The organism is Mesorhizobium sp. M0771, from assembly GCF_040320155.1.
Lineage (GTDB): Bacteria > Pseudomonadota > Alphaproteobacteria > Rhizobiales > Rhizobiaceae > Mesorhizobium.
On sequence record NZ_JAMYPC010000017.1, the window covers coordinates 41,547 to 54,593 of the forward strand.

The window sequence follows — 13,047 nt, forward strand, 5'->3', positions numbered from 1 at the left end:
GCGTGTGGCCAAAAGCTGGGGAGCGCCGCAGCGCCCAGGCGTGCAAATTGCTCTCTGAACGCCGATCCTTCTCCGAAGCTGGGGAGTAGCCCCAAAATCCAACAGCAATATCATGCCTCAACGGCGGTTTTGCCACTGCCAGTTTTGCGGTTCGCTCGCCTGTCAAAAGGGACAGTCTTTCGGGTCACGATCCGGAGTGGGTTTGCCAAGGCTCCCGGAATCGAGGTGGCCCACTTTTGCGTCGGGGCTCCGCCACTCTTCAGATCAACAGCAACCAGCACCAATACGCACCAATCACCATTTGCACAGCGAACGCGGTGAACCTGAGACTGACCGCGAGTTGGCTGGTTGAGACGAGGTGGATCACCGACTGCACTATACGTGCGCCTAACATCGTGGAGGCCAAGGGATCCGTGACATCTGTCTTTGAAATGATGATCGCGACTCCGAGCAGACCTCCGAAGATTGGAAGCCCTTCAATGCAGTTGGCGTGGGCACGGGCTAACCTCCGCATAAACGGGGAGAGGGCTCCGTTATCTGGCGTAAAGCCGTTTGCCGGGACTTGCCCAGAGATCACCAGGTAGCTCCGGATAACTTCCATCACGATCAGCAGGGCCAGCGCCCACGAGATGAAGCCAGTCAATGCGTAAGCACTCGCCGACATGTGCCCTCCCCGTTGCTAGCACTCTAGGTCGTTGTAGCCGATCAACTAGTCTAATGCTATTCGACGAGGAGGGGCGGCCTGTAGTGGGGCCGAAACGGAATAGCAGCTTTTGGACGTTGTGCCCGGAATAGCTGCCGTTCAGCCAATTAGCAGTGATTGACCGCTTTCGCCCTTTAGCGACCCTTCCGCGCCAGATCAGTCGATGCTTGAAGCTGCCATTCGCAGAGTGAAAGCGGCGTCGAGCATGATCAGAAAGGCGCGCACGGCGGGGTTGGCGCGTCGGCTTGCCGGCCAGAGCACGGTGACATTGTTTCGCTCGACCGCGAACGTGGACAGCACTGGGACCAGTTCGCCGCGCTTCACATAGGGAGCCGCCATGAAGGAGGCGCCTATGCCTATCCCACCGCCGGCTGCCAGCATGATGAGCACGGCATCGCTGGCATCGGCGACCACACCGGAATTGGGCACGATCTCGATTTCACGGTCGCCAATCCGGAAGGGCCAGCGAAAGGCCTGGCCTGTGCTCTGATATCGAAGGTTGACGGTGTCGTGCCCTTCCAGGTGATCGGGATGGGTCGGTGTGCCGCGTTCCTCGAGATAGGCTGGCGAGGCGAAGCAGCAAAGCCGATGGGGTGCGAGCTTGCGTGATAGTAGCCGGGTGTCAGCCAGATCACCGATGCGTATGGCGACATCGATCCCTTCCTCGATCATGTCCACCATCTGGTCACCCAGCCTGAGATCGACGATCAGGTTCGGATGGAGCCGACGGAAAGCCGGTAAAGCCGGAGCGATCAGATGCAGTCCGATCGGCAGCGACGCGGCCACGCGCAACGTGCCCGATGGTTCGGAGCGCGCGGTCATTGCCGCCTGCTCTATTTCCTCCGCCTCGCGTAGCAGACGCAGCGCGCGCTCATGCAGGTCGCGCCCTTCGGGCGTGAAGGTGAGCGAGCGCGTTGTACGGGTAAACAGCGACACTCCTAAATGCCGCTCGAGCCGCTGGACGCTCTTGCTGACCGCCGACGGGGAAATCGACAGCGCGCGCGCCGCTGCCGTGTAGCTGCCCAGCGATCCCGCACGCGCGAAGGCGATGATGCCAGTGAGCCGATCCAAAGTGATATGTTCCGCCATGGCATTACTTAACCGCCATCGGCACCGATTATCAACCGGCGGTCATGCCGCTAGATTCGCTCCAATGACATGGATGATTGGAGATTTCACCAATGAGCGATAAGATGAAGGCAGTCCGTCTGCACGCATTCGGTGGTCCCGAGATGCTGGTGTACGAAGACGCGCCTAGGCCGGGTGTGAAGCCCGGCGAGGTGCTTGTCCGTGTCCAGGCGGCCGGGCTTAATCCGCCCGACTGGTATCTGCGGGATGGCTATCGCGCACTGCCGCCAGAATGGCGACCCAACGCGTCCTTCCCACTGATTCTCGGCACGGACGTGTCGGGCGTCATTGAAGCGGTTGGCGCTGACGTCGCTGAGTTCAGCATCGGGGACGAGGTCTACGCAATGGTTCGCTTCCCCGATAACTTGATGACGGGTAGCAATGCCTACGCGCATTATGTCAGTGTGCCGGCATCGCATGTTGCGTTGAAACCAGCCGGCATCGACCATATTCATGCGGCTGGTGCGCCGATGTCGCTTCTGACGGCATGGCAGTTCTTGATCGAACTTGGCCACGACGAGCCGAATCCGTTCCAGCCCTTACCGCATGAGCCGGTGCCCCTCGACGGCAAGACGGTGCTCATCAATGGTGCCGGAGGCGGTGTCGGGCATCTGGCCGTCCAGTTGGCGAAATGGCGGGGCGCTCGCGTCATCGCCGTGGCATCGGCGAAGAACGAGGCGCTGATGCGCGGTCTCGGCGTGGATCAGTTCATCGACTACAAGACGACCGGGGCGGAAGATGTCGTCCGAGACGTCGACCTTGTCCTCGACGCGGTGGGCGGCGCGGACATGGAGCGCTTCTTCCAGGTTCTGAAGCCGGGCGGCGCGCTGTTCCTGGTCAACCCGCTGGGCTTCGCTGGTCACGAAGAGACAGAGAGGCTGGGGATCACGGTCTCATCCGCACAGGTCCGATCCAATGGCGCGCAGTTGGCAAAAGCCGCCCGCCTGCTCGACGACGGCCTTGTGCGTATCGTCATCGACAGCACATTCCCTCTGGCCGAGGCGTCGCGCGCACATGAGCGCGCCGCCGACGGCAGTATTCAAGGCAAGATCGTGCTGGCCGTCTGAATTGTTGCTTTCAGTCGCCCGACCATCGGGAGTGCAGACGGTCGGGCGGGATTACGCCGTTCAGCCGACGAAGACCACCGACCGACGTCCGGCTAAATCGTGCTCGACTACAAGTGCCGCGATGGCTGCCGCGATCTTCGCGCCGCCTTGCACTGACGGTTCGATAGGATTGGCGAAGTCCGCGTCCTCATTCGATACCAAGCGCAGGTCGACGAGCGGCAAACCGCGCGAGAACGCCGCCCGGGTGATGACGTCGTTGAGGACCGTCAGGGCAGTTGCGGCAAGTCTACGACGCTGTGGGTCGGGAAAGCGCGCCTCGTAGATCGTGCAGACAGCGGTGGGTAGGTTTTGGCCCAGCGCCCCCTCGAGCATCGTACAGTAGTCGTGCTCGAATTCCTCCCGGATATCGCTGATCCTGTCCAGAACCTCGGCCACCGAACAGGCCCCCTGCTCCAGAATCCCTGCATGACGAAGAGCATCATTGCCACCGACGCTGACGACAAGATGGCTAGCATCCTGGGGGAGCCGTTCAAGCTGCCGCTCGACGCCGCTTGTGACGGCGCCGTCGACGGCGTTTAGCGTTGCACGCCACCCCTCCGGCAAGCGCTCCCGCAGCTGCCGCACTACGTCGGGCCCGTGCGCGACATAGGCAGCGTTGTCAAAGATCGAATCCCCGAGAAGGACGACGTGTGGCATCGGATGCTCCGTTGAGGCCTCTGCAATGCTGCATCAGCAGAGGAGGTAAGGTGGTGGGTTGTGACCGCGGCAGCGAGCACGGTCAGGAGATCACGGCGAGTCAGGCCACCTGCAGAACGGAACGGCATCTCAGCCGTCCAGGAACGCCAGAAGCGCGGCATTCACCGCGCTGGCCTCTTCGCGCTGTACCCAATGCGTTGCCTTCTCGAACGTCTGCAGGCCCCGATCGTTGCAAAAGGCCAGACTGCGCTCGGCCAGGCCATATTCCAGAGCTTGGTCCTGCATCCCCCACAGTACAAGGGTCGGTGTCCTGATCCGCTGCTTCAGGCTTGGGCGGAAGCGCAGCGCCCGATACCAGTTGAGCATGCCGGTCAGCGCCCCCGGCCGTTCCCAGGCCTGCCGATACTCTGCGATTTCCTCCGCCGTGAAGGCATCTGTTCGGCTGGATTTGATGAGCGCCCGTGCCAGCAGAGCCGAGTGCCCTGCTCCCAGAACAGCCTCCGGCAGCAAGGGGAACTGGAAGAAGGCCGCATAGCTGCTCCGCAGGAACTGGGTCGGAGATCGCAAGGAATGGGCAAGCAGCACCTCGGGATGGGGCGCGTTCAGGATGACGAGCCTTTCCAGACGGTGCGGCAGCTTTGCGCCTGCCGCCCAGGCGACGATACCGCCCCAGTCATGACCGACGAGGTGAAACCTTCCGATGCCGAGCGCGTCGGCGATGGCAACGACATCGCCGACGAGCTTGGGGAGCGTGTATTCACGGATGGCTTTCGGCTTGTCACTGGTGTTGTAGCCCCTCTGGTCGGGGACGATGACCCGGAATCCGGCGGAAGCGAGCGCATCGATCTGCCGTCTCCAGCCGATCCAGAAGTCGCCGGGAGCAGTCTGTCCCGGTCCAGCCGCTAGGCTGGCAGCAGCGGAGGCGTCGATCAGAGTTAATATCTCGCGGAGTTGACGAGGAGTTCTGATAAGCAAGTTTCAATTTCGCGCTTTTTCCCGCAAATTCGAGAGCGTGAGGAATTGAAACCATTCGTTGATGAATCAGGCGTTTTCGCCGGCCTGTCACGCCGGAGGTCGCGGGTTCGAGCCCCGTCACTCGCGCCATTTCTCCTCAGGAGAAATGTGACATAATCGTCTAGAATCATGGTCTTGCATGAGGCAATTCAGATCCGGTCGGATCTGAACTCGATCTCTCCCGCAACGACCTCACCCCTCGGCCAGCAGCGCCTCGACCTCATGCAGCGTCGGCATGGATGGCGCCGTACCCGGCCTTGTCACCGAAATGCCGGCGACGGCGCAGGCGAAGCGGACGGCTTGCAGCGGCTCCACGCCTTTGGCGAGTGCGGCGGCCAGGCCGCCATTGAAGGCATCGCCCGCGCCGGTGGTTTCGACCACCGGACCGGCACTGACCACGGGAACATGGTCGGACCGAGCGGCCGTGTGCAGCAGCGCGCCTTTTTCGCCGAGCGTGATGATGACCGAGCCGACGCCCTTTTTGAGCAGGCTGTCGGCGGCGCGGCGAGCCTCGTCGATCGAAGAAACCTTGATGCCGGTCAGCTCTTCGGCCTCGGTCTCGTTGGGGGTGACATAGTCGCAAAGCGTATAGATGCGGTCCGGCAGCTTGGCCGCCGGCGCCGGATTGAGGATGGTGGTCACCCCTGCACCGCGCGCGATTTCGAGTGCGCGCAGTGCCGCGTCGATCGGCTGCTCGAGCTGGGTGACGAAGACGCCGGCGCCGCCGATCAGGCCGGCGTTGGCCTCGATGTCTTCAGGCGAGATCAGCATCGCCGCACCCGGGCTGACGATGATGGCGTTGTTGCCGGTTGTCTCCTCGATGAAGATATAGGCCGCGCCGGTATAGCTTTGCGGCGTCTCGATGACGGCGGATTTGACGCTCGCCTCTGCCCAGGTCGCCTTGGCCATGTCGGCGAAAGCATCGACGCCAAGCCGGGTCAGGAAGGTGACGTCCGCGCCGAGCTTGCCTGCCGCCACCGCCTGGTTCGAGCCCTTGCCGCCCGGTCCCAGCTTGAAGGAATTACCAAGAATGGTTTCACCCATGCGCGGCTGTCGATCGGCGCGGTAGGCGGTGTCGGCGACGAAAACGCCCAGAATGACGACAGGTTTGCCCGACGCCATGGCCCTACTCGGCGTCCGGCGGCACGACGCCCTTGCGAAAGGCGAAGCAGCCATAGAAGCGGCGCTCGCCGGTCTGGATGACGCAATAGGCTTTCTTGGCGCGCTCGTAGAAGGCGTAGCGCTCGACCGAGATCATCGGCCAGGCCTTGCCCTCGGCCTTGTCGATCTCCTTTTGCACCTCTTTTTGCACCGGCGGGATCTCGTCCGGCTTGCCGACGATCTCCATGCGCGCGGCCGCATCGTCGACGAAAGTGTCCAGCGGATAGAGCGACAGCACCGCCTTGACCACATCGGCCGCCGAGGCGTCGATGTGCAGCAGCTTGCCGAGCACGGTCTGCTTTGCCACCGAATCGGCGGGGAAATTGGTGTCGGCGATGATCAGATCGTCGCCGTGTCCCATTGCCCTGAGCGCCTGGAGCACATCGGCATTGAGCAATGGGTTGATCCCTTTGAGCATGGCAGTCCTCGTCAAACAGGTTTGGTCAAAGTCGATTGGAAATCAGAGCCGGTTGCCGGTCTCGGCGTCGAAGAGATGGACCTGGTCGAGGCGCGGCTTGAGATTGAGCGTGTCGCCGGGCTTGAAGTCGTGGCGCTCGCGAAACAGCGCCACCATCTCGCCGCTGTCGCCGAAGCGCACGAAGACCAGCGTTTCGGAACCCGTGGGTTCGACCACCGAGATCTTTGCCGGCACGCCGTCGGGATGGATTTCGAGATGCTCGGGCCGCACGCCATAGACCACGGCCTGGCCCTCCTTGGCGGCGCTGCCGGCAGCAATCGGGAACAGCGTGCCTGCTATCTCGACCTTGTCGCCCTTGCGCACCACGCCTTTGAGCAGGTTCATCGACGGCGAGCCGATGAAGCCGGCGACAAACAGATTGGCCGGCCGGTCGAACAATTCCAATGGCGCGCCGACCTGCTCGATACGGCCATCGCGCATGACGACGATCTTGTCGGCCATGGTCATGGCCTCGATCTGGTCGTGGGTGACGTAGATGGTGGTGGTCTTCAGCCGCTGGTGCAGTTCCTTGATCTCGGTGCGCATCTGCACGCGCAGCTTGGCGTCGAGATTGGAGAGCGGCTCGTCGAACAGGAAGACCTGCGGATTGCGCACGATGGCGCGGCCCATGGCGACGCGCTGGCGCTGGCCACCGGAGAGCTGGCGCGGATAACGTTTCAGGTACGGATTGAGGTCGAGAATGTCGGCGGCGCGCTTGACCCGCTCGGCGACCACGGCCGGATCGGTCTTGCGCAGCTTCAGCGCAAACGCCATGTTCTGCTCCACCGTCTTGTGCGGATAGAGCGCGTAGTTCTGGAACACCATGGCGATGTCGCGCTTGGCCGGCGGCAGATTGTTGACGATGCGCTCGCCAATGGCGATCGTGCCGCCGGAGACGGTCTCCAGCCCGGCCACCATCCTGAGCAGCGTGGACTTGCCGCAGCCCGACGGGCCTACCAACACCACGAACTGGCCATCGGCGATATCGACGCTGACCTCGTGCAGGACCTTGACGGTTCCGAACGCCTTGGCCACATTGCTGATCGCGACTTGAGCCATCGTCCCCCCTTTTCTCGCGGTGAAGCTAGCCATTGCCAACGGCAAGGGCAAGTCGGTATGTTATCGATAAAAAGCCATTCGTGTTGACAAGGTAATCGATTACGCAAATATTAGCTGTTGCCAATCCGGCAGTCGGATTTTTATCCGAAAATCGGAGCTCCAGGCGACGCAGGGTGGGGTCCCACGTCCCCGTATGATAAAGGAGAACCGCCGACGTTTCGGCGTCGGAGGGATTGGCATTTAATTCACGACTGTTGTTCTGGGAGGAATAGATGAGAGTCGGTCTGTACGAAAAACTCGTCCGCGCGGGTGCCACCCGGCGTGACATACTCAAAGGCGCGGCCTCGATGGCCGCGATCGCCGCCGCATCGGGCGCTGGGCTCGGCGCTTTCACCCGCCCGGCTGAAGCCGCCAGCGAGCTACGCTCCAAAATTCTGCAGATCCCCGGCGTCGGCAAGGGTCAGCCGACGGATGCCGATTTCCAGAAGGTCGGCGAACTCTGCCTGGAAGCCACCAAGGCCAACGTCAAGGAAGGCGAATTCGCCGGCGTCGAGCTCACCTTCATGGGCCTCAACAACCAGAACCTGCACAATGTGCTGTTCCGCGGCTTCCTGAAGCCGTGGGAGGCCTATACCGGCGCCAAGATCAGCTGGATCGACCTGGCGCAGGCCGACTACAATGCCCGCCTGCAGCAGTCGATCGCCACCGGCACCGTCGACTTCGACATCATCGAGATGGGCGCGCCCTTCGAAGGCGATGTCTGCGGCAAGGGCCTGACGTCCGAGATGCCCGACTGGGTCAAAGAGCAGATCGACATGAAGGATGTCGTGGCCTATCTGCAGCCGCCGGTCGGCACCTGGGACGGCAAGCAGTACCGGATCACCGTCGATGGCGATGCGCACAACTTCAATTACCGCACCGACGTTTTTGCCGATGCCGACCTCGCCAAGGCGTGGAAGGACGGCGGCGCGGCCACCGAATGGGGTGTGCCGAAGACCTGGCAGGAAGTCCAGGCCGTCACAAAATTCCTCAAGGGCAAGAAGTTCAAGGATCAGGACGTCTTCGGCTATCTCGATGCGCCCAAGGCCTGGGGCGGTTTCGGCTTCTACTTCCTCGGCAGCCGCGCCACCGCCTATGCCAAGCATCCCGACGACAAGGCCTGGCTGTTCGATGCCGACACGATGAAGCCGCGCATCAACAATCCGGCCTGGGTGCGCGCCATCCAGGACGTCATCGACGCGCTGCCGTCGGAGCCCGCCGACCAGATCAACGCCGACCCGAACACGACAGCCTTCCAGCAGTTCCTGGCCGGCACCGGTTCGATGGTCACCTGGTGGGGCGACGTCGGCTCCAACGTCAAGACCAATGATAGCTCGGTCATCGGCGACGTCACCGGCTTCTCGATCCTGCCGGGGTCCGACGACGTCTACAATGCCAAGACCGGCGCTTGGGACAAACTCGCCAGCGGCCCGAACTATGCGCCGAACTGCGCCTATCTCGGCTGGGGCGTCTACGTCATGGCCCGCGTCGATACTGACGAAAAGAAGAAAAAAGCGGCATGGTCGGCCGCCGCTCATCTCGGCGGCAAGGACCTGTCAATCTGGACGGCGATGTATCCGTCCGGCTTCCAGCCCTACCGCAACTCGCATTTCGACATTCCCGAATGGGTGGCGGCAGGCTACGACGAGGCGTTCATCACCTCGTATCTGAAGTCGGAAGCCGACAGCTACAACCATCCGAACGCGGCGATCGAGCCGCGCATCCCCGGCATCTTCCAGTATTATTCGGCTGCCGAGGACATTCTGGCCAACACATTCGCCGGCAAGATGAAGGCGCAGGAAGGCGCCGACGCCATTGCCGCGGCCTGGGAGAAGCTGACCGACCAGATCGGCCGCGAAAACCAGATCAAGCTCTACAAGGCCTCGCTCGGCGTGTAGGCTGATCCTATCGTGACAACAGGTCCGGCGGTGCAAGCCGCCGGACCTGACCGGCTCGGGCCGGTCGCAGGCTTGATTTTTTAAACGGACGGGGACGCGTGGCAGACCAGACCACCAATGCATGGCCGGCCAACGCCGGCCCAGCCGATCTGATCTCGCCGGCCCGCAAGCGGGCGGGTTTTGCCCTGATGGCGGCCGCCACGCTTGGCCTGCTGGCGGTGATCGCGTTTGAGATCCTCTACAAGAACGAGATCACCACGCTCGGCTTCGAGACCTGGCGTCCGATCGTCTACGCCTATGTTCTGTGGGGCGTGGCGCTCGGCATCGGCCAGGTGCTGACGCGCGGCGAGGACGGCCAGCGCGCGCTGTTCCTGCTGCCGGCGCTGCTGTTCACCATCGCCATGGTGATCTTCCCGACGCTGTTCGGCTTCTATATCGCGCTGACCGACTGGAACCTGTCGTCCTTTTCCGGCCGCAAGTTCAACGGGCTCGACAATTTCTGGCAGATGCTGGCCGATCCCTACTACCGCAACGCGCTGTTCAACATGGTGCTTTATGTGCTCGCCGTGCTGGTTGAGTATGTGATTGCCTTCGGCCTGGCGCTGCTGCTCAACGCGCAGATCCGGGCGCGCAAATTCTTCCGAGTCGTCTTCCTGATGCCGCTGATGCTGTCGCCGGTCGCGGTATCCTGGATGATCGGCAAATCGCTGATGGAGTACCGTTTCGGGCCGGCGGCGACGCTGGCGCGCCATCTCGGCTGGGAGAACCCCGCCTTCTTCTCCAACCCGATCACCGCCCGCATCTCGATCATGGTGCTCGACGCCTGGACCTTCATCCCGTTCATGATGATCATGCTGCTTGCCGGCCTGCAGGCGATGTCGCGCGACGTGCTGGAAGCGGCGCGCGTCGATGGCGCCACGCCCTGGCAGACTTTCTGGCAGGTCACCTTCCCGCTGATGCTGCCGGTGTCGGTCACGGCGGTGATCCTGCGCATCATCTTCAAGTTGAAGCTCGCCGACATCATCATCACCGTGACCTCCGGCGGGCCTGGCGGCGCCACCGATTCGGTGTCGAGCTTCATCTACCGCGAATACCGCGACCGCTCGAATGTCGGCTACGGCACCATGCTGGCGATGGCCTATCTCGTCATCATCGTCGTGTTCGTGACCTGGCTGTTGAAATTCGCCAATCGCTTCGTGCGCAACGTGAACTGACGAGGCACAATGAGCGTCCAGACCACCGACTATGCTGCCTCGGAAATCCGCTCACCGCTGGGTTTTCTGGCCAATCGCATCTTCATCTATGGCGCGCTGGCGTTCTGGGCCTTCATCTGCCTGTTCCCGATCTACTGGACCATCACCACCTCGTTCAAGACCGCGGTCGACGTCACGCAAGGACACCTCATCCCGTTCGTCGACTTCCAGCCGGACTGGAAGGGCTGGCGCTCGCTCGGCCTGTCGCCGGATTCGATCTTCCAGACCTCGACGGTGCGCGAGGAGTTTTTCAAGCGCTTCATGAATTCGGTCATCACCTCGGTCGGCGCGTCGAGCCTCGCCATCGTCATCGGCAGCCTCGCCGCCTATGGGCTGACCCGCTACCGCTATCAGTTCGCCTGGTTCAAGAACGAGGACATCTCCTTCTTCTTCCTGTCGCAGCTGATCCTGCCGCCGGTGGTGCTGGCCCTGCCCTTCCTGGTGCTCTACCGGGAAGTCGGTCTGCTCGACACACGCATCGGCCTGATCCTGCTCTACACGCTGATGGTGCTGCCGATCGTCATCTGGATCATGCGCGACCAGTTCAACTCGATCCCGGTCGAGCTCGAGGAGGCAGCGCTGGTCGACGGCCTCTCGATCTGGGGCGCTTTTTTCCGCATCGTCATGCCGATTGCGCTGCCGGGCATGGTCGCCGCTTTCATCCTGGCGATGGTGCTGTGCTGGAACGAGTATTTTTTCGCCGCGCTGCTGACCTCGACCGACGCCAAGACCATCCCGGTCATGGTGGCGAGCCAGACCGGCTCGCAAGGCATCAACTGGTGGTCGATGGCGGCGCTTGCCACCGCCGCGATCGCACCGCTGGCGGTCATCGGGATTGCGCTTGAGCGGTATCTGATCATGGGCATGACGGCGGGCGCGGTGAAGTAGGGCGAGAGGCGGCGTGCCCCTCTACTGTTGACCTCGGCGGGACAGCACCCCCCCTCTGGCCTGCCGGCCATCTCCCCCGCAAGGAGGGAGATCGGCAGCTTTGGCTGCATCGCTTTTCTTGCGACGTAGGTGATTGGCGAAAGCGGAAATGACATCTGATCTCCCCCCTTGCGGGGGAGATGTCCGGCAGGACAGAGGGGGTGTGAAGGATCGCTACAGAGCGACTTTGTCTGCTAGCGCCCCAATATCGCCCTCAGGTGATCCATGATCATCGCGACGCCCTTCTGCCCTAGCTCCGCCGAGGCCTCCGGCGCACTGGCCGTATACCACGCGGTATTCTCGCCAAAACGCCCGGCATCGACCGCTTCCGGACACAGTGCCAGCATCAATGATGTCTCGCCAACACCGGCGTGATCGAACGGATACTTCCCGTTCATGGCAGCCGACATTAGCGGGTGCACCTGCACCCAGTTGAAGAAATTCTCGCCGGCGGCGTGCCCGGCATAATAATCGGCCATCTCGTCTGAGCCCCACCAGCCCTCGCCGCGCTGCTTCTCGAGGAAGCGGAAAATCGCCTGGCGGCCGGCGGCCTTGAAGGCGAGATCGGTCGGCATGCCGGCGGCAAAGTTCTCGGTCTGGTGGTGGATGATGGCGTTGATGTTACGAAAGCCGATGCGCAGCAGGCTGTAGAACAATTCTTCGGCGAACGGCGCCAGCTGGTTGCCGCCGACCTGCACCGAGCCGTTGCCTTCAGGTGCTGCCACCACATAGCTCGCCGCACCGTAGTAGAAAGCCGGCAGGATGACGATGTCGGCCTCCTTCTCGTAGAGCTCCAGCGTCTTGACGACGGCCAGCGTGTCCATGCCGACAGCCATGTGCTCGCCGTGATATTCGAGCACGCCGAGCGGGAGAGCGACCGGCCAGTTCTCGGCGATCGCCTTGCGGATCTGGTGCGGCAACATCAGTTCGTAGCGCATGATCTATTCCATGTTGGTGTGGCGGGTGCGCATGGCCTCGGACGACTGGCCGGTCAGCGCCTTGAGCTTCAGCACCATCACCTCGAACAGCAGGAACAGCGCCCCTTCGAAGACCGAGCCCATCGGCAGCAGCGATGTCTTTTGTGGCCCCTGGTCACGCGCCATGGTCTGCGCCGGGATCAGCAAGGTGAAGTCGGCAAGCGCGACCGCACTACTGCCTGCCTCGGCGGTGAGCAAAAGCACGGTGGCGCCGGCCTGGCGGGCGACTTGCATCAAGGTAAGCACCGTCGTCGTCTCGCCCGGGCCGGAACTGACCAGGAAGACATCGGCTGGGCGAAGCGGTGGCGTGTTCATGTCGCCGACCACCGACACCTCAAGGCCAAGGTGATAGAGGCGCATGGCGAAACCCTTGAGCTGCAAGGCCTCGCGGCCGCAGCCATAGACGACGATCTTTTGCGCGCGGGCCAGGGTTTCGCAGGCGGTGTCGATGCCGGCTTCGTCGACGCGCGCCAGTACGGCGCCCAGCTCTTGCAGGGCGGTCGAAAACATATCCGAGCCGGCATTCGTCATGAGAGTCCCATCTGTCCGGCTGGGTTTGTGGCCGGTGATTTCGGGTTGCGCGCTTTCGGAAAAAGGCTTGTTTTTGTTCATGCTATCACCGCGAAAATGCCTGTCCAACGGCCATGGCGGCTTTTGCTGAGCCAGCG

13 protein-coding genes are annotated in these 13,047 nt (G+C 62.5%); 4 read left to right on the forward strand and 9 right to left on the reverse strand.

The annotated features are described in order from the left end of the window. Positions 1 to 259: 259 nt before the first annotated feature. A complete protein-coding gene (locus NKI05_RS23280) occupies positions 260 to 664 on the reverse strand; it encodes an MAPEG family protein (protein WP_023682292.1) in 405 nt (134 codons plus the stop codon). A 195-nt stretch (positions 665 to 859) separates the two neighbouring features. Beyond that, the gene (locus tag NKI05_RS23285; protein WP_023730894.1) at positions 860 to 1,792 is read right to left on the reverse strand and encodes a LysR family transcriptional regulator; all 933 of its coding nucleotides are present in this window, start codon (positions 1,790 to 1,792) and stop codon (positions 860 to 862) included. Positions 1,793 to 1,884: 92 nt separating this feature from the next. Between NKI05_RS23285 and NKI05_RS23290 the strand changes: the two genes are divergently transcribed. Then, positions 1,885 to 2,898 (forward strand): NADP-dependent oxidoreductase, encoded by a 1,014-nt coding sequence (locus NKI05_RS23290; protein WP_023669435.1) that lies wholly within the window; start codon positions 1,885 to 1,887, stop codon positions 2,896 to 2,898. A gap of 60 nt (positions 2,899 to 2,958) precedes the next feature. On the opposite strand, the gene NKI05_RS23295 is transcribed toward NKI05_RS23290, so the two are convergent. The 5 genes from NKI05_RS23295 to NKI05_RS23315 all read right to left on the reverse strand — a co-directional run bounded on the left by NKI05_RS23295 (position 2,959) and on the right by NKI05_RS23315 (position 7,285). Next, positions 2,959 to 3,594: an SGNH/GDSL hydrolase family protein gene (locus NKI05_RS23295; RefSeq protein WP_023669434.1), complete on the reverse strand. Its 636-nt coding sequence runs from the start codon at positions 3,592 to 3,594 to the stop codon at positions 2,959 to 2,961. Positions 3,595 to 3,723: 129 nt separating this feature from the next. Beyond that, on the reverse strand, positions 3,724 to 4,569 hold the full coding sequence (locus NKI05_RS23300) for an alpha/beta fold hydrolase (protein WP_023730893.1): 846 nt from the start codon (positions 4,567 to 4,569) through the stop codon (positions 3,724 to 3,726). 231 nt (positions 4,570 to 4,800) lie between these two features. Next, a complete protein-coding gene (rbsK, locus tag NKI05_RS23305; RefSeq protein WP_023689460.1) occupies positions 4,801 to 5,730 on the reverse strand; it encodes a ribokinase in 930 nt (309 codons plus the stop codon). Positions 5,731 to 5,734: 4 nt separating this feature from the next. Then, a complete protein-coding gene (locus tag NKI05_RS23310; RefSeq protein ID WP_023669431.1) occupies positions 5,735 to 6,187 on the reverse strand; it encodes an RbsD/FucU family protein in 453 nt (150 codons plus the stop codon). A gap of 42 nt (positions 6,188 to 6,229) precedes the next feature. Next, positions 6,230 to 7,285, reverse strand: coding sequence for an ABC transporter ATP-binding protein (locus NKI05_RS23315; RefSeq protein WP_023697414.1), 1,056 nt, complete (start codon positions 7,283 to 7,285; stop codon positions 6,230 to 6,232). 272 nt (positions 7,286 to 7,557) lie between these two features. Here NKI05_RS23315 and NKI05_RS23320 point away from each other — a divergent pair, with 272 nt between their 5' ends. From NKI05_RS23320 to NKI05_RS23330, 3 genes are all read left to right on the forward strand, one after another. Next, positions 7,558 to 9,222 carry an ABC transporter substrate-binding protein gene (locus NKI05_RS23320; protein ID WP_023669429.1) on the forward strand — a complete coding sequence of 555 codons (1,665 nt, stop codon included), beginning with the start codon at positions 7,558 to 7,560 and terminating at the stop codon, positions 9,220 to 9,222. 98 nt (positions 9,223 to 9,320) lie between these two features. Further along, complete coding sequence (locus NKI05_RS23325) at positions 9,321 to 10,436, forward strand: carbohydrate ABC transporter permease (protein ID WP_023689462.1); 1,116 nt, start codon at positions 9,321 to 9,323, stop codon at positions 10,434 to 10,436. 9 nt (positions 10,437 to 10,445) lie between these two features. Continuing rightward, a complete protein-coding gene (locus tag NKI05_RS23330) occupies positions 10,446 to 11,363 on the forward strand; it encodes a carbohydrate ABC transporter permease (protein ID WP_023669427.1) in 918 nt (305 codons plus the stop codon). A 233-nt stretch (positions 11,364 to 11,596) separates the two neighbouring features. On the opposite strand, the gene NKI05_RS23335 is transcribed toward NKI05_RS23330, so the two are convergent. After that, positions 11,597 to 12,340, reverse strand: coding sequence for a creatininase family protein (locus NKI05_RS23335; RefSeq protein ID WP_023689463.1), 744 nt, complete (start codon positions 12,338 to 12,340; stop codon positions 11,597 to 11,599). A 3-nt stretch (positions 12,341 to 12,343) separates the two neighbouring features. Further along, positions 12,344 to 12,910: an SIS domain-containing protein gene (locus tag NKI05_RS23340; RefSeq protein ID WP_023689464.1), complete on the reverse strand. Its 567-nt coding sequence runs from the start codon at positions 12,908 to 12,910 to the stop codon at positions 12,344 to 12,346. Between the last annotated feature and the right edge of the window lie 137 nt (positions 12,911 to 13,047).